Origin of the sequence: Mycetocola manganoxydans, assembly GCF_003667545.1 — a bacterium.
GTDB lineage: Bacteria > Actinomycetota > Actinomycetes > Actinomycetales > Microbacteriaceae > Mycetocola_A > Mycetocola_A manganoxydans.
In genome coordinates this window covers 77,508-93,878 of record NZ_RCUV01000017.1, presented here as the reverse complement: position 1 = coordinate 93,878, position 16,371 = coordinate 77,508, and the positions used below count along the sequence as shown (strand labels likewise).

The window sequence follows — 16,371 nt, the reverse complement described above, 5'->3', positions numbered from 1 at the left end:
AAGACTCTTTGCGCCGATGGTACTGCAGGGGGGACCCTGTGGGAGAGTAGGACACCGCCGGACTTAACTTAGTAAAATGGCCACCCAGCACGGGTGGCCATTTTGCGTTTAACACGCGCAACACTTTTCAACACAATAGGGAGTACCAATGTCGGATTCTGCGAACGATCGGGACAAGCGTCCGGAGCGCAGTTCGAACGACCGCCAGGGCGGCGCACCGAAGCGCTCCGACGGCGGATCCGGCAGGGGCTACTCCAAGGATGGTGCCTCCGGGGCACGGAACTCCGCGCCACGGAGCGATCGCCCGCGCTCGAGTGGTGGTCGCGACGATCGTCAGCGTGGCGACCGGCCCTCTTATGGCGATAAGCCTCGTGGTGATCGTCCGTCCTATGGTGACAAGCCCCGTGGTGATCGTCCGTCGTACGGTGACAAGCCCCGTGGCGACCGGCCGTCGTATGGTGACAGGCCGCGGACATCTGGCGCGCGCGATGACCGCCCCCGCGCCGGTGGTGCCGGTGGCGACCGCAAGCCACGAACCGGTGATCGGCCGTCGTATGGTGACAAGCCGCGTGGTGATCGTCCGTCGTACGGTGACAAGCCGCGTGGTGATCGTCCGTCGTACGGTGACAAGCCACGTGGCGACCGGCCCTCGTATGGTGACAAACCTCGTGGTGATCGTCCGTCCTATGGTGACAAGCCGCGTGGTGATCGTCCGTCGTACGGTGACAAGCCCCGCGGCGACCGTCCCCGCAGCGATCGACCGCGTTCCGACCGGCCCGCTCGCGATGGCGGCGACAAGCTGTGGACCCGCGGCGGCGCGCCCGCGCGCGGAGACCGTGACGCATTCCGCCAGGAAGAAGAAGTCACCGAAGAGCAGCGGATGCAGCGTGAGTTGCGCATGGTCCGCTCGCAGCACGATGACCCGGACATCCCGGTATCCGTCACGTCCAACGACCTCGACAGGGTGTCGCGCAACGAGCTCAAGACACTGACCACAGACAACGCTGAGCGGGTCGCCCGCCACCTCGCGATGGCTGCGATGCTCATCGACGAGGATCCGGAACTCGCGCATCAGCACGCCCTCTCGGCTGCGCGTCGCGCAGGCCGGATCGGTGTCGTCCGTGAAACTCTCGCGATCACGGCATACGAGACCGGTGATTACGCACTCGCGCTCCGCGAGCTCCGCACCCACCGGCGGATCACCGGGTCGAACGACCAGCTTCCGCTCATGGTCGACAGTGAGCGTGGCGTCGGTCGTCCCGAGCGTGCCCTCGAACTCGGTCGCACCGTTGACCGGGCGACGTTGTCGCCCGCCGTGCGCGTCGCCCTCTCCATCGCAATGTCCGGCGCCCGACTCGACCTCGGCCAGCCCGACCTCGCCCTCGCGGAACTGCAGGTTCCCGAGCTCAACCCCGACCGTGCATTCGAGTGGAGCCCCGAGCTCTTCTCCGCACAGGCTGAGGTGCTCGAGGAACTCCAGCGCGCAGACGAAGCCGCCGTGTGGCGTAAACGCGCGGATGTGGCATCCGCTGCCCTCGCCGAACGTTCCGGTGAGTACGAGTCAGAGACGATGGAAGTCTTCGAGATCCTCGAAATCGACGATGAAGAAGAGACCGCCGTTGTCGACGAAATCGACGCTGAGTCGATGACGGTCACCGAATCGACGGATGCCCCGGCGTCCGTTGACGAGGGAGACGACGCAGAAGACATCGCCGCTGACGATCTGCACAGCCAGGATGACGCGTCCACCGACGCCGATGTGGCCGAAGACGCTCAGAACACTGACGAAACCATCGAGGAGAACCTGAATGACGCCGCTGCTGGGCAGGAAAAGTAAAACGGTGACGCCGCTCGAGGGCGTTGACGTTCTGCTCGCCGACCTCGATGGTGTCGTCTACGCGGGCCCCCACGCGATCCCGCACGCGATCGAGAGTCTCAACCGCGCGGCGGAGAGCATCCGTGTCGGGTACATCACGAACAATGCGTCCCGCACCGACGCATCCGTGGCCGCCCACCTGAGCGAACTCGGCCTGACGGTCGCTCCGGAGGAAGTCGTGACGAGCCCGCAGGCTGCCGTGCGCCTCCTTGCCGATCACGTCCCGGCCGGCTCGACGGTGCTCGTCGTCGGTGGCGAAGGTCTCGTCGTCGAGCTGGAGAAGGGTGGCTACACGGTCACTCGCTCAGCGGAGGACAACCCGGCCGCCGTCCTCCAGGGCTTCGCGCCCGAGGTCGGCTGGACCCAGCTCGCCGAGGCCGCGTTCGCGCTGCACCCGCGCGAGGACGGCGTCGAGATCCCCTGGATCGCGACGAACACCGACTGGACCATCCCGCAGGCCCGCGGAATCGCTCCGGGAAACGGCACACTCGTCTCGGCGGTGCACACCGCCGTCGGCCGGCTCGCGACCGTCGCCGGCAAACCGGAGACACCGATCTTCGACGAGGCGACCGCACGGTTCGGCGCCGAGAAGGCCCTGTTCATCGGTGACCGTCTCGACACCGACATCGTCGGTGCGAACCGCGCAGGCATCGATTCGGTGCTCGTGCTGACCGGGATCGACAAGGCCAAGCACGTCCTCGCGGCAGACAAGTTCTCCCGCCCCACGTTCATCCTCGACGACCTGCGCCAGCTGCACGAGCCGTACCCCGAAACGCGGATGTCACGCGACGGCAGCGAGGCGACCGTCGGCAAGGCTGTCGTCCGGATCGTCGGCAACGATGTCGTCGTCGTCAAAGACGGTGACACCGCGATCGACCTGCTCCGCGCCGCGTGCGCTGCGATCTGGGCATCCGGCCGGGCGATCTACGGGTTCAACGTGCCGGAACGGCTGTATTCCTGATCACCCGGGTAGCCTAGGGACGTGAGCGAAGAGATGCCGGAACCCGGCGACGCCCTGCTGTCGCAACTGCGCCTGGTCGAAGACCAGCCGCTCGATGAACGCGCCCGGGCCTATGGGCAACTGCACGAAGAGCTCCGCGCACGACTCGAAGGCGGCGACGCGGCATCGTCTCGCTCGTGACGAACGACACCGCCCCGGCTGCGTCCGAGCGCCTCGACGCCGCACTCGTGAGCCGCGGGCTCGCGCGCTCACGCACCCTCGCAGCGCGACTCATCGCGGACGGACTCGTCACGGTCGACGGGCGTGCCGTCGTGAAACCGGCAACGAAAGTCCGTCAGAACCAGGACGTCGTCGTCGCCGGTGCTGATCACTACGTCAGCAGGGGAGCACACAAACTCCTCGCGGCACTCGACGCGTTCCCCGTCGATCCGACAGGCCGGGTGGCCCTCGACGCGGGTGCCTCCACCGGCGGGTTCAGCCAGGTGCTCCTCGAGCGCGGTGCGCGTACCGTGATTGCCCTCGACGTGGGTCACGGTCAGCTCTCACCCGAGGTCGCGAACGATCCCCGTGTCGCCGTTGTCGAGGGATTCAACGTGCGTGACCTCACCCCGGAGAGCCTCGCCGGGGCATCCGGAATCTCTGACGCGCCTGACCTCGTCGTCGGCGACCTGTCGTTCATCTCGCTCACCCACGTTCTCGAGCCGCTGCAGCGCTCGGTCGCGCCCGGCTCCGACTTCGTACTGCTCATCAAGCCGCAATTCGAGGTCGGTCGCGGCGGTGTCCGTGAGGGGATCGTCAAGAACGCTGCCCTGCGAGCGGATGCCATTTCCACCGTTCTCTGGCACGCGTGGGACCTCGGGCTCGGCACCGCCGGCCTGATCGAATCCCCGATCATCGGTGGCCACGGAAACCATGAATACGTTGTGTGGTTGCGCGACGCGGGCACCGGTCCAGACGGCGCCGCGGTCAATCCGACAGAATGGATGCAGAGAATCACCGAGATGGCTGGAGTGTGACCGGAATGAGCACAGAAGCTCGCAACATCCTCGTGGTGTCGCACACCGGCCGGTCGGACTCCCTCGATGCCGCGGTGCAGGTCATCGCCCAGCTGCAGGATGCCGGGGCAGTCCCGGTGCTGCAGCGCAATGAGCACGACGAGATCGTCGCGACGGGACTCACCCTCGATGGCGTGGTGATCCTGCACGAGACGGTGGACCCCGCCGATCTCGAACTCGTCATCGTGCTCGGCGGTGACGGCACCATCCTTCGCGCTGCCGAGATGGTTCGCGGCTATTCGGCACCGATGCTCGGCGTGAACCTCGGCCACGTCGGTTTCCTCGCCGAAAGTGAACGCGACGACCTCGCGGACGCCGTGCGTCGAGTCATCGCTAGAGATTACTTCGTCGAGGAACGGCTCACGCTGTCGGTGCGGGTCAAGGTCGACAAGAAAGTTGTCTACGAGACCTGGGCGCTCAACGAAGCCACCGTCGAGAAGGCCAGCAGGGAACGGATGCTCGAGGTCGTCATCGAGGTCGACGGTCGCCCCCTGTCGAGCTTCGGCTGTGACGGCGTCGTCGTCTCCACACCCACCGGCTCCACCGCGTACTCCTTCTCCGCCGGAGGCCCGATCATCTGGCCGAGCGTCGAAGCGATCACCATGGTCCCGCTCAGCGCCCATGCCCTGTTCGCGCGACCCATCGTCGTCGGCCCCGACTCTTCGCTCGCGGTCGAGGTCCTCAAGCGCACCAACGGCACAGGAGTGCTGTGGTGCGATGGCCGTCGCACCCACGACCTCGAACCGGGATCCCGCGTCGTCGTGCGCCGGTCATCGGTCCCCGTGCGTCTTGCCCGCCTGCACGAGAGCCCGTTCACGGACCGGCTCGTGAAGAAGTTCCACTTGCCCGTCACCGGGTGGAGGGGGCCAGCTGCCAGTGATTGAGGAAATCGGCATCCGTGACCTCGGGGTGATCGCCGAAGCCACCCTTCCGCTCGGCGCAGGATTCACCGCCATCACCGGCGAAACCGGTGCGGGCAAAACCATGGTGGTCACCGCACTCGGACTTCTGCTCGGCGGTCGCTCCGATTCCGGCGTGATCCGCCAGGGCAACGACTCCACAAGCGTCGACGGCCGCTGGATCGTGCCGGCCGAAGGCAGCATCGCTGACCGCGTGCGTGAGGCCGGGGGAGACGTCGACCCGTTCGGCGACGACGCCGAGCTCACCCTCGCCCGCTCCGTGCTCGCCTCCGGCCGCAGTCGCGCATCGGTCGGAGGCCGCAGTGCCCCCGTCGGTGTGCTCGCCGAACTCGGCGAACAGCTCGTCGTCGTACACGGCCAGTCCGAGCAGGTTCGCCTCCGCTCCCAGGCCGCTCAACGCGACGCCCTGGATCGATTCGCGGGAGACGACCTCACATCGGTCCTCACCGACTATCGGAGCGCATTTCGCCGCTACGTCGCGAACGCCGCCGAACGCGACACCCTCGTCGAGGAACGCGATCGCCGCGCTGCCGAAGCCGACGAGTTGAGGCTCACCATCGCCGAGATCGATGCCGTCGCGCCGCAGCCGGGCGAAGACGACGAACTCGCGACCCGCGCCGAACGGCTCACCAACCTCGAAGACCTCCGCATCGCGGCCGCCTTCGCCCGCGAGGCGCTCTCCGCCGAGGAATCAGACGGTCCAGATGTCGTCGGCCTGCTGGATGCGGCCCGCAGGCAGCTCGAACGGGTCGCCTCCCACGACGCCGAACTCGGCACGCTGGGGGAGCAGCTCGCCAGCACGAGTTACGCCGTCTCGGAGATCGCCCTCGAACTCTCCCGTTACCTCGCCGGGCTCGACACCGACGGCGCCCGGGAACTCGAAGTACTGCAGGACAGGCGCGCGGAACTCGCCATCCTGATGCGCAAGTACGGCCCCGGCATCGATGACGTCATCGCCACACACGAGGCAGGAAACGCCCGCCTGCTCGAACTCGACGGCGACTCCGACCGGATCGACGAACTCACCGCGATCGTCGAAGCGGATGCCGCGCTCGTCGACGAACTCGCGACTCGCCTCTCCGAGATCCGGCGCGATGCAGCGGCCCGCCTCGGTGACGCGATCTCCACGGAGCTCTCCGCGCTGGCCATGCCGGACGCCACCGTCGTCATCGACGTCACCGACCAGCCCGAACTCGGCCAGCATGGGCGCGACGCGGTCGTCTTCCTGATGCAACCGCACCCGGGAGCCGAACCCCGGCCGATCTCCAAGGGCGCCTCCGGTGGTGAACTGTCGCGGGTCATGCTCGCGATCGAGGTCGTCATCGCCGGCCGAGACCCCGTCCCGACGTTCGTGTTCGACGAGGTCGACGCCGGTGTCGGCGGATCAGCCGCGATCGAGATCGGGCGGCGACTCGCCCGGCTCGCCGAGAGCGCCCAGGTGATCGTCGTCACCCACCTCGCCCAGGTGGCGGCATTCGCGACCAACCACCTCGCGGTCGTGAAGTCCAGTGACGGCACCGTCACGGCATCCAGTGTTCGCCAGCTGACCGGCCAGGACCGGGTCGCCGAAATGGCCAGACTTCTCTCCGGACTCGCCGACAGCGACTCCGGACTTGCCCACGCCGAGGAGCTGCTTTCGCTCGCACGGTCAGACCGAGCTTCTCAGGTGATAGGATAAAAGCCCGTGGTGAACATTACTGACGCGGACCTTTCAAACGACACGACCAAACACATTTTTGTGACCGGTGGTGTCGTTTCTTCTTTGGGCAAGGGACTCACGGCGGCAAGCCTGGGTAACCTCCTCACGGCCAGGGGACTGCGTGTTGTCATGCAGAAACTGGACCCCTACCTCAACGTCGATCCCGGAACGATGAACCCGTTCCAGCACGGCGAAGTCTTCGTCACCGACGACGGCACCGAGACTGACCTCGACATCGGTCACTACGAGCGATTCCTCGACATCAACCTGAGCCAGGCGGCGAACGTCACCACCGGCCAGATCTACTCGACGGTCATCGCCAAGGAGCGCCGCGGCGAATACCTCGGCGACACCGTGCAGGTCATCCCGCACATCACCGACGAGATCAAGCGCCGCATGCGCCTGCAGGCGACGAACGACCCCAAGCCGGACGTGATCATCACCGAGGTCGGAGGAACCGTCGGCGACATCGAGTCGCAGCCGTTCATCGAGGCAGCACGCCAGGTGCGGCACGAGCTCGGGCGCAAGAACGTGTTCTTCGTGCACGTCTCCCTCGTGCCGTTCATGAACGCGTCCGGTGAGCAGAAGACCAAGCCGACGCAGCACTCCGTCGCCGCGCTCCGCGCCATCGGCATCCAGCCGGATGCCCTCGTGCTGCGCAGCGACCGGCCCGTCTCCGAGTCGAACAAGCGCAAGATCGCGCTCATGTGCGACGTCGATGAAGCGGCCGTCGTGAACTGCGTCGACGTGCCCAGCATCTACGATATCCCGAGCGTGCTCCACGACCAGGGCCTCGACGCGTACATCATCGACCTGCTCGGCCTCGAGGCCGGCGACGTCGACTGGACCGCGTGGTCACCGGTGCTGAAGGCCGTGCACGAGCCCAAGCACGAGGTCACCATCGGCCTCGTCGGCAAGTACATCGATCTTCCGGATGCCTACCTCTCGGTCACCGAGGCACTGCGCGCCGGCGGATTCGCCCATGAGTCCAAGGTCAAGCTGCAGTGGATTCCCTCCGATGATTGCGACACCCCGGAGGGCGCAGCGAAAGCACTCGGCGACCTCGACGGAATCTGCATTCCAGGTGGATTCGGCATCCGCGGGATCGAAGGCAAGCTCGGAGCGCTCAAGTTCGCCCGTGACAACAAGATCCCCACGCTCGGCCTGTGCCTCGGCCTGCAGTGCATGGTCATCGAGTACGCCCGCAACGAGGCCGGCCTCGCCGGCGCGAGCTCGAGCGAGTTCGACCCGGACACCGAGTTCCCCGTCATCGCGACCATGGCCGAGCAGGTGGAGATCATCGCCGGGGGAGACCTCGGTGGAACGATGCGACTCGGCCTGTACCCGGCGAAGCTCGCCGAGGGGTCGATCACCGCTGAGCTCTACGGCTCGACGGAGATCTCTGAGCGCCACCGTCACCGCTACGAGGTGAGCAACCGTTACCGCGACCAGATCGCCGAAGCGGGCCTCGTCTTCTCCGGAACGAGCCCGGACGGCCAGCTTGTCGAGTTCGTGGAACTGGACCGCGCTGAGCACCCGTTCTACGTCGGCACCCAGGCCCACCCCGAGTTGCGGTCACGACCGAACAACGCGCACCCGCTGTTCCGTGGCCTCGTCGGCGCGGCGCTGGAGCGCAAGCAGGCCAGCCTGCTGTTCGACGTGAACAATGACTGAATCGCCGCTGGAGGACACCCGCACCGACGTCGACATCCGCTCGAGCGAGCGGGCGTTCGACGGCATGGTGTGGGGTGTCCGCCGCGACGAGTTCGACTACAACGGCTCGGACATCACCCGCGAATATGTGGACCACACCGGAGCTGTCGCGGTCTTCGCCCTCGACGAGAACGACAGGGTGCTGCTGATCAAGCAGTACAGGCACCCGGTCGGGATGCGTGAGTGGGAGATTCCCGCCGGCCTGCTCGACATCGCCGACGAGGATCCGCTCGTCGCGGCGAAGCGCGAACTCGCCGAAGAGGCCGACATCCAGGCCACCGACTGGGCTGTGCTCTCCGAGTTCTACACGAGCCCAGGCGGAAGCGACGAGGCGATCCGGATCTACCTCGCCCGCGGGATCTCGGCGACCGACGGCACATTCGACCGCACGGACGAAGAAGCCGACATGGAGCTGCGCTGGGTCGCGCTCGATGAGCTCGTCGACGCCGTCCTCGCGCGCAAGTTGCAGAACCCGTCGCTCGTCATCGCGACGATGGCCGCTCAGCTCGGTCGGGAACGCGACTGGAGCACTCTCGCCGCGGCGGATGCTCCGTGGCCGCGGCATCCGAAACTCCGTCGCCCGGGCGACTGACCATGCCCCTCGCCCGCGACCTCGACTCGTACCTGCGACACGTCGCGATCGAACGCGGTCTCGCCGAGAACACCATCGCCGCGTACCGCCGGGACCTCGGCGGCTACGTCGAGTGGCTCGGCGCACGCGGGGTCTCCGAGGTCGGCGAGGTGACCGAGCAGCAGGTCTCGGAGTACGTCCGAGAGCTCGGCAGCCGCGAAGAGGCGCCGCTCACGGCGTCCTCGCTTGCCCGGGTGCTGTCGTCGGTGCGTGGCTGGCACCGCTTCCTGCTCGAAGAAGGCCGGATCGAGGCCGACGTCGCGCGCGAGGTCAAACCGCCGAAGCTGCCGAGCCGCCTGCCAAAGGCCCTCAGCATCGACCAGGTCACCGCGCTTCTCGACGCGGCGGCGGGTGACGACATCCAGGCGCTGCGTGACAAGGCGCTGCTCGAACTGCTCTACGCCACCGGCGCCCGGGTCAGCGAAGCGGTCTCGCTCAACGTCGACGACGTCTTCGACGAAGACATCGTCCGGCTCCGCGGCAAGGGCAACAAAGAACGGATCGTGCCGCTCGGCCGATTCGCCCGCGAGGCGATCGACGCCTACCTCGTGCGCGCCCGGCCGGTGTTCTCGGTGCGGGGAACGGCGACGCCCGCCCTGTTCCTCGGCATCCGGGGCCAGAGGGTCTCACGGCAGAACGCGTGGCTCATCATCCGGCAGGCGGCCGAGAGAGCAGACCTCGTTGCGCACGTGTCACCGCACACGCTCCGCCACTCGTTCGCGACCCACCTGCTGCAGGGCGGTGCCGACGTCCGTGTGGTGCAGGAGTTGCTCGGGCACTCGTCCGTCGCGACGACCCAGATCTACACGATGGTGACCGCAGACACCCTCCGCGACATGTACACCACCGCCCACCCCCGGGCCCGCTGAGCGCAACGGACCAGCACGGATGCCGCGTGGCCGCGCCGTATCCGGGAAGCGCCCCGTTAGAATCAGGAGTCAGCAGACGAGGGACGCGACGGGAGTGAGGACGAACCAGGTGGCCACAAAAAACGAAGAGCTCTTCTCGGTGGAGGAAACCATCGAGAAAAAAGGTCCGACAGGTCGCACCCTTACTGAGTTCCCGGACCCCGCTCCACTGAAGAGCCACGGCCCCGCCCGCATCATCTCGCTGTGCAACCAGAAGGGTGGCGTCGGCAAGACGACCACCACCATCAGCCTCGGTGCGGCCCTCGCCGACTACGGCCGCCGCGTGCTGTGCATCGACTTCGACCCGCAGGGCGCACTCTCGGCCGGCCTCGGCGTCAACACCCACGACGCGCTGACCATCTACGACCTGCTGCTGTCGAACAAGCACGAGGCGACGGATGCCATCCAGCACACGTCCGTCGAGGGCCTCGACATCATCCCCGCCAACATCGACCTGTCCGCCGCCGAAGTGCACCTCGTCAACGAGGTCGCTCGTGAGCAGATCCTTGCCCGTGTGCTCCGCAAGGTCGGCGCCGACTACGACGTCGTCCTCATCGACTGCCAGCCATCGCTCGGGCTGCTCACCGTCAACGCGCTCACCGCGAGCCACGGCGTCCTCATCCCACTCGAGTGCGAGTTCTTCGCGCTGCGCGGCGTCGCCCTGCTCATCGAGACCATCGAGAAGGTCAAGGACCGGCTGAACCCGGCGATCGAGCTCGACGGCATCCTCGCCACCATGTTCGACTCGCGCACGCTCCACTCCCGTGAGGTGCTCGAGCGAGTCGTCGACGCCTTCGGCGATGACGTGCTCGAGACGGTCATCGGCCGCACGGTGAAGTTCCCCGACGCGAGCGTGGCCGGCACCCCGATCACCGAGTTCGCTCCCGAGCATGCGTCGGCCAAGGCCTACCGCAAGCTCGCGCGGGAGCTGGTAGCCCGTGGCGCTGTCGCCTGATGCCCACGCCGTAAACGGCTCGACCGCAGCACCGCCGGCCACCCCGGCGACGATGGACACGTCTGCTGGGTTCCAGGTCGCTCTCGCCAACTTCGAGGGACCGTTCGACCTTCTGCTGTCGCTCATCGGCAAGCACGAACTCGACATCACCGAGATCTCGCTCTCGAAGGTGACGAACGAGTTCATCGCCTACCTGTCGAGCCTCGACTCCGCCGCCGAACTTGACCAGGCCAGCGAATTCCTCGTCGTCGCGGCGACCCTCCTCGACCTCAAGGTCGCCGGGCTCCTGCCGCAGGGTGAACTCGTCGACGCCGAAGACGTCGCGCTGCTCGAGGCACGCGACCTGCTGTTCGCCCGGCTGCTGCAATATCGCGCCTTCAAGGAGGCATCCGGCTGGTTCGCCGCCCACCTCGATGCCGAGGCGTCGAGGCATCCGCGGTCCGTCCGGCTCGAAGACAAGTTCCGTGCGCGCACACCCGAGCTGGTGTGGACCCTCACCCTCGAAGACTTCGCCGCCCTCGCCGCCGTCGCCATGGCACCGCGCGAGATCCCGGTGGTCGGCCTCGATCACCTGCACGCGCCGCTCATCAGCATCCGGGAGCAGGCGGCGCACGTCGTCGCGATGCTGCGCTCCGGCGAGTCGATGTCATTCCGGCAGCTCATCGCCGGCGCAGACCAGAAGGGCGTCATCGTCGCCCGGTTCCTCGCCGTGCTCGAGCTCTACCGGCACGCGGCCCTCAGCTTCGAGCAACTCGAACCGCTGGGCGAGCTCACGTTACGCTGGAGCGCCGAGAACTGGTCAGAGGACAACCTCGCCAATCTGGGAGCAGATTATGACAATTGACACCACGGACTTTCCAGACACGGATGCCGCGACGCCCGAAACCGCGCCGGCTCCCGTCGATCTCGACCGCGCCGTCGAGGCCATCCTCATGATCGCCGACGAACCGCAGAGTCTCGTCAGCCTCGCCACCGCGCTTCGCCGCCCGGTGAAGGCCGTGCACGAAGCGATCAACCGACTTGTCGCCGACTACGACGGTGTCGACGGCACCGTCGTGCGCGGATTCGAACTCCGTGAGGTCGGGGGAGGGTGGCGGTTCTTCGTTCGCGCGACGTACGACGACGTCGTCGCCGACTTCGTGACATCCGAAAACCCGAGCAAGCTGTCGCAGGCCGCGCTCGAGACCCTCGCCGTCATCGCCTACAAGCAGCCCATTCCACGCAGCTCGATCGCCGCCATCCGTGCGGTCAACGTCGACTCGGTCGTTCGAACCCTCGCCGGCCGCGGGCTCATCACCGAGCTGTTCACCGACAGTGAGACCGGCGCGATCAATTACGGCACCACCCCGCTGATGCTCCAGCAGCTCGGCATCAACTCGCTCGACGAGCTCCCACCCATTTCACCCCTGCTCGCCGATGGCTCCGAAGGATTTGACAGTGATTTCCGATAACCCCGACATCCCCGCGCACGACCCGTACGCCCCCGAGGGCGTCCGCCTGCAGAAGGTACTCGCCGCAGCCGGCGTCGCCTCCCGCCGGGTCTCCGAGCAGTACATCACCGAAGGGCGCGTTCGCGTCAACGGTGAGACCGTGAAAGAGCTCGGTCGCCGGATCGACCCCGAGACCGACCACGTCGAGGTCAACGGCGTCGCGGTGCAGCTGGACACCACCAAGCGCTACGTCGTGCTCAACAAGCCCGTCGGCGTCGTCAGCACCATGAGCGACGAACGCGGACGCCCTGACCTCACCCAGTACACCAAGGACTACGAGGAGCGGCTGTTCAACGTCGGCCGCCTCGACGCCGAAACGAGCGGACTGCTCATCCTCACCAACGACGGCGACCTCGCACACGTCCTCGCCCACCCGTCATTCGGCGTGACCAAGACGTACATCGCCAAGGTGAACGGCAAGGTCACCGCCCAGGTGATCCAGAAGCTCACGCGAGGCGTCGAACTCGACGACGGTGTCATCGCCGCAGACAAGGCGCGACTGCTCGACACCCGCACCGCCCCGAACGGCGACGAGTCGAGCATGGTCGAGATCACCCTGCACTCCGGCAAGAACCGCATCGTCCGGCGGATGCTCGCGGCCGTCGGACACCCAGTCCAGGCGCTCGTCCGCCGCCAGTTCGGCCCGGTGAACCTCGGCACCCTGCGGTCGGGCCAGACCCGCGACCTGACTAAAGTGGAACTCGGCGAACTGCTGACGATCTCCCGGCAGTCGCAGCTGCAGAACGGCCCCGACGCCGACATCGAACCAGCCGCCGCCAGCGAACCAGCCGAGTAGAGAAGACTTCGTGAACGACATCCCAGAGCGCCGCCCGAACGCCCCTCGCCTCACCGGCCAGGTCCGCATCGTCGGCGCCGGGCTCCTCGGTGCGAGCATCGGCCTCGCGCTGCAGAACCAGCGCATCGACGTGATCCTCGCCGATTCTTCACCGGCACAATTGCGTCTCGCCGTCGACTACGGCGCCGGCCGCCCCGAGCAGCCGGGCGACAACCCGAGCATCGTCGTCGTCAGCGTGCCACCGGATGTCACGGCATCCGTCATCGAGGCCGAACTCGCCCGGTTCCCCGGCGCGGTCATCACCGACGTCGCGAGCGTCAAGCTCGAACCGTTCCGTGCCCTCACCGATCGCGGCGTCGACCTCACCCGCTACATCGGGTCGCACCCGCTCGCCGGGCGGGAACGCGGGGGAGCGATCTCGGCGCGCGCCGACCTGTTCCTCGGCCGGCCCTGGGTGATCTGCCGCGACGACGAAACACCTCCGGACGCCCTCGCCCTCATCGAGGACCTCGCGCTCGACCTCGGCGCATCACCGATCGAGATGACGCCGGAGGAACACGACCGGTCGGTCGGCCTTGTCTCCCACGTTCCGCAGCTCGTCGCGAGCATCCTCGCCAAGCAGCTCGTCAGCGCCCCTGACTCCGCCGTGCGGCTCACCGGCCAGGGCCTGCGCGACACCACCCGCATCGCCTCCAGTGCACCGGAACTGTGGGTGCAGATCCTCGGCTCGAACGCCGGCCCCGTCGTAGACGTTCTCGACGGAATCGCCGCCGACCTCGCCAAAGTCACAGACGCCCTTCGCTCACCGGATGCTCCCGGTGCCCGCCGCACCCTCGCCGACACCATTGCCGCAGGCAACACCGGTGTCGCTCGGCTGCCGGGCAAGCACGGCCAGGACCGTCGCTACGCCTCGATCGTCGTCATGGTCGACGACCGGCCGGGGCAGCTCGGACTTCTCCTCACCGAACTCGGTGACATCGGGGTCAACATGGAAGACCTCCGGCTCGAGCACTCCCCGGGTGCTCAGATCGGCCTCGCCGAGATCGCCGTTCTTCCCGAAGTCCAGCAGCGCACCATCGAAGACCTCGAAGCGCGCGGCTGGCGGATTGCGAGCGTCTGAACGATGACCAAAACAGTAGTGGCCGTCGACGGCCCCGCCGGCAGCGGCAAATCCAGTGTGTCGAAAGCGGCCGCCACACGGCTCGGCTTCGACTACCTTGACACCGGTGCGGCCTACCGTGCGCTGTCCTGGTACATCCTCGACGCCGGGATCGACTCGGCGGATGCCGCTGCGGTCGTCTCCTCGCTCGGCGGATTCGACTACACCATCGGCACGGACCCGATCGGGTACCACGTGCGGGTGGGGCAGACCGACGTGACGGACAGCATCCGTGAGCCCCGTGTCACCGCCGTCGTGAGCAACATCGCCCGCGTTCCCGAGGTGCGCGCTCACGTCACCGGGATCTTCCGCGACATCATCCGCGACTCCATGGCACCCGGCATCGTGGTCGAAGGCCGCGACATCACCACGGTCGTCGCTCCGGATGCCACAGCCCGCATTCTGCTCACGGCCACCGAAGAGGCTAGAATGTCTAGACGCTCTGCTGAACTTGCATCCGAATCGGCTTCGGAGGTTGCGAGTGCGTTGCAAAAGCGTGATCGCGCAGATTCGCGCGTCGTCGACTTCATGACCGCCGCACCTGGCGTCACCACCGTCGATTCCACCACACTCAACTTTGACGAGACCGTCGACGCCGTGCTCGATGTGATCCGTACTTCGCAAAAACCCTAGATCGACCCGGGCCCGGGTGCAGATCGCAGAGAGAGACCACTATGGCTGATTTTGAAGACACACAAGAGCTGGACGACCAGCTCGCCGAGCGGATGGGGGCCCTCGACGAGGACCTCGCGCACCGCCGGGCCGAAGCGCTCCGCGCCGGCCTCGCCGACTACGACCTCGGTGATGACGACCTCGAGATCCTCGACGCCGCAGGCGAGGACCCCGACGCGATCCGCTACCTTCCCGCTCTGCCGGTGCTGGCCATCGTCGGTCGCCCGAACGTCGGCAAGTCCGCGCTCGTGAACCGGATCCTCGGCCGGCGTGAAGCCGTCGTCGAGGACACCCCCGGCGTCACGCGTGACCGCGTGAAGTACAAGGCCGAGTGGAACGAACGCCAGTTCACCCTCGTCGACACCGGCGGCTGGGAGCCCGACGCCAAGGGCATCGATGCCTCTGTCGCCGCCCAGGCCGAGGTCGCGATCGACCTCTCCGACGCCGTTCTGTTCGTCGTGGACGCCAACGTCGGCGCCACCGCGACCGACGAGCAGGTCGTGCGGTTGCTCCGCAAGATGGACAAGCCCGTCTTCCTCGTCGCGAACAAGGTCGACGACGTCCGCCAGGAGCCGAATGCGGCATCCCTCTGGTCCCTCGGACTCGGTGAGCCGTACCCGGTTTCCGCTCTGCACGGCCGCGGTGTCGCTGACCTGCTCGACCTCATCATGACCAAGCTGCCGAAGGTGTCGGCCGTCGCCAAGGACGAAGTCGGCGGCCCCCGCCGCGTCGCGATCCTCGGCCGGCCGAACGTCGGCAAGTCCAGCCTGCTCAACAAGGCTGCCGGTGAAGAGCGCGTTGTCGTCAACGAACTCGCCGGAACCACGCGTGACCCCGTCGACGAGCAGGTCGAGATCGGCGGCAAGGTCTGGCGTTTCGTCGACACCGCAGGCATCCGTCGCCGCGTGCACCTGCAGCAGGGTGCCGACTTCTATGCAACGCTCCGCACGAGCGCCGCGCTGGAGAAGGCCGAAGTTGCCATCGTCATGCTCGATGTCTCCGAGCCGATCTCCGAGCAGGACATCCGGATCATCGACCTCGTGCTCGAGTCCGGCCGCGCGCTCGTTCTCGCGTTCAACAAGTGGGACCTCCTCGACGACGAACGTCGCCGGTACCTCGAGCGTGAGATCGAGCAGGACCTGGCGCACGTCGCCTGGGCTCCCCGCGTCAACATCTCCGCCCGCACCGGCCGGCACATGGAGAAGCTCGTTCCTGCCCTCGAGCTCGCGCTCGAGTCGTGGGACACCCGCCTCCCCACTGGCAAGTTCAACGCGTTCCTCGCCGAACTCACCGCCGAGCACCCGCACCCCGTGCGTGGAGGCAAGCAGCCCCGCGTGCTCTTCGGTACGCAGGCGTCGAGTCGTCCGCCGACATTCGTGCTCTTCACGACCGGATTCCTCGACCCGGGCTACCGTCGCTACATCCAGCGTCGCCTGCGCGAGATCTACGGATTCGAAGGCAGCCCGATCAACGTCAACATGCGCGTACGCGAGAAGCGCAAGCGCACGTAACCCCCAGCTGGTGATGCACGGCTCG

General features: G+C 67.0%; 16 protein-coding genes. All 16 read left to right on the top strand.

Going from position 1 to position 16,371, the window contains the following annotated elements:
- The first annotated feature begins 148 nt into the window (after positions 1-148).
- Positions 149-1,837 carry a primosomal protein gene (locus tag D9V29_RS12570; RefSeq protein WP_121673670.1) on the top strand — a complete coding sequence of 563 codons (1,689 nt, stop codon included), beginning with the start codon at positions 149-151 and terminating at the stop codon, positions 1,835-1,837.
- Positions 1,809-2,837: an HAD-IIA family hydrolase gene (locus D9V29_RS12565; RefSeq protein WP_121673669.1), complete on the top strand. Its 1,029-nt coding sequence runs from the start codon at positions 1,809-1,811 to the stop codon at positions 2,835-2,837. The genes D9V29_RS12570 and D9V29_RS12565 overlap by 29 nt, the downstream gene beginning before the upstream one ends.
- A gap of 21 nt (positions 2,838-2,858) precedes the next feature.
- A complete protein-coding gene (locus D9V29_RS14980) occupies positions 2,859-3,017 on the top strand; it encodes a hypothetical protein (RefSeq protein ID WP_183085011.1) in 159 nt (52 codons plus the stop codon).
- On the top strand, positions 3,014-3,853 hold the full coding sequence (locus tag D9V29_RS12560; RefSeq protein ID WP_121673668.1) for a TlyA family RNA methyltransferase: 840 nt from the start codon (positions 3,014-3,016) through the stop codon (positions 3,851-3,853). The genes D9V29_RS14980 and D9V29_RS12560 overlap by 4 nt, the downstream gene beginning before the upstream one ends.
- Positions 3,854-3,858: 5 nt before the next feature.
- The gene (locus tag D9V29_RS12555) at positions 3,859-4,776 is read left to right on the top strand and encodes an NAD kinase (RefSeq protein ID WP_121673680.1); all 918 of its coding nucleotides are present in this window, start codon (positions 3,859-3,861) and stop codon (positions 4,774-4,776) included.
- On the top strand, positions 4,769-6,490 hold the full coding sequence (gene recN / locus D9V29_RS12550) for a DNA repair protein RecN (protein WP_121673667.1): 1,722 nt from the start codon (positions 4,769-4,771) through the stop codon (positions 6,488-6,490). The genes D9V29_RS12555 and recN overlap by 8 nt, the downstream gene beginning before the upstream one ends.
- A gap of 9 nt (positions 6,491-6,499) precedes the next feature.
- Positions 6,500-8,185 (top strand): CTP synthase, encoded by a 1,686-nt coding sequence (gene pyrG, locus D9V29_RS12545; RefSeq protein ID WP_121673679.1) that lies wholly within the window; start codon positions 6,500-6,502, stop codon positions 8,183-8,185.
- A complete protein-coding gene (locus tag D9V29_RS12540; RefSeq protein WP_121673666.1) occupies positions 8,178-8,816 on the top strand; it encodes an NUDIX domain-containing protein in 639 nt (212 codons plus the stop codon). The genes pyrG and D9V29_RS12540 overlap by 8 nt, the downstream gene beginning before the upstream one ends.
- A gap of 2 nt (positions 8,817-8,818) precedes the next feature.
- The gene (gene xerD, locus D9V29_RS12535) at positions 8,819-9,724 is read left to right on the top strand and encodes a site-specific tyrosine recombinase XerD (protein WP_121673678.1); all 906 of its coding nucleotides are present in this window, start codon (positions 8,819-8,821) and stop codon (positions 9,722-9,724) included.
- 109 nt (positions 9,725-9,833) lie between these two features.
- Positions 9,834-10,718, top strand: coding sequence for a ParA family protein (locus tag D9V29_RS12530; protein ID WP_229790570.1), 885 nt, complete (start codon positions 9,834-9,836; stop codon positions 10,716-10,718).
- Positions 10,702-11,562, top strand: a complete 861-nt coding sequence (locus tag D9V29_RS12525) for a segregation and condensation protein A (protein ID WP_373294853.1) — start codon at positions 10,702-10,704, stop codon at positions 11,560-11,562. The genes D9V29_RS12530 and D9V29_RS12525 overlap by 17 nt, the downstream gene beginning before the upstream one ends.
- Positions 11,552-12,169, top strand: coding sequence for an SMC-Scp complex subunit ScpB (scpB, locus tag D9V29_RS12520; RefSeq protein ID WP_121673664.1), 618 nt, complete (start codon positions 11,552-11,554; stop codon positions 12,167-12,169). The genes D9V29_RS12525 and scpB overlap by 11 nt, the downstream gene beginning before the upstream one ends.
- Entirely contained in the window at positions 12,135-13,004 is an 870-nt protein-coding gene (locus D9V29_RS12515; protein WP_121673663.1) for a pseudouridine synthase, read from the top strand. Before scpB ends, D9V29_RS12515 begins: the two co-directional genes overlap by 35 nt.
- Before the next feature lie 10 nt (positions 13,005-13,014).
- Positions 13,015-14,124 (top strand): prephenate dehydrogenase, encoded by a 1,110-nt coding sequence (locus tag D9V29_RS12510; protein WP_121673662.1) that lies wholly within the window; start codon positions 13,015-13,017, stop codon positions 14,122-14,124.
- A gap of 3 nt (positions 14,125-14,127) precedes the next feature.
- The gene (gene cmk, locus D9V29_RS12505) at positions 14,128-14,796 is read left to right on the top strand and encodes a (d)CMP kinase (protein ID WP_121673661.1); all 669 of its coding nucleotides are present in this window, start codon (positions 14,128-14,130) and stop codon (positions 14,794-14,796) included.
- Between the two features lie 41 nt (positions 14,797-14,837).
- Positions 14,838-16,346: a ribosome biogenesis GTPase Der gene (gene der, locus D9V29_RS12500; RefSeq protein ID WP_121673660.1), complete on the top strand. Its 1,509-nt coding sequence runs from the start codon at positions 14,838-14,840 to the stop codon at positions 16,344-16,346.
- Positions 16,347-16,371 lie beyond the last annotated feature (25 nt).

Excerpts from the sequence above, each read along its gene's own strand:
- D9V29_RS12570 (WP_121673670.1), top strand. The coding sequence starts at position 149 with ATGTCGGATTCTGCGAACGATCGGGACAAGCGTCCGGAGCGCAGTTCG.
- D9V29_RS12540 (WP_121673666.1), top strand. The coding sequence starts at position 8,178 with ATGACTGAATCGCCGCTGGAGGACACCCGCACCGACGTCGACATCCGC.
- der (WP_121673660.1), top strand. The coding sequence starts at position 14,838 with ATGGCTGATTTTGAAGACACACAAGAGCTGGACGACCAGCTCGCCGAG.
- xerD (WP_121673678.1), top strand. The coding sequence starts at position 8,819 with ATGCCCCTCGCCCGCGACCTCGACTCGTACCTGCGACACGTCGCGATC.
- cmk (WP_121673661.1), top strand. The coding sequence starts at position 14,128 with ATGACCAAAACAGTAGTGGCCGTCGACGGCCCCGCCGGCAGCGGCAAA.
- scpB (WP_121673664.1), top strand. The coding sequence starts at position 11,552 with ATGACAATTGACACCACGGACTTTCCAGACACGGATGCCGCGACGCCC.
- D9V29_RS12555 (WP_121673680.1), top strand. The coding sequence starts at position 3,859 with ATGAGCACAGAAGCTCGCAACATCCTCGTGGTGTCGCACACCGGCCGG.
- D9V29_RS12515 (WP_121673663.1), top strand. The coding sequence starts at position 12,135 with ATGGCTCCGAAGGATTTGACAGTGATTTCCGATAACCCCGACATCCCC.
- D9V29_RS12565 (WP_121673669.1), top strand. The coding sequence starts at position 1,809 with ATGACGCCGCTGCTGGGCAGGAAAAGTAAAACGGTGACGCCGCTCGAG.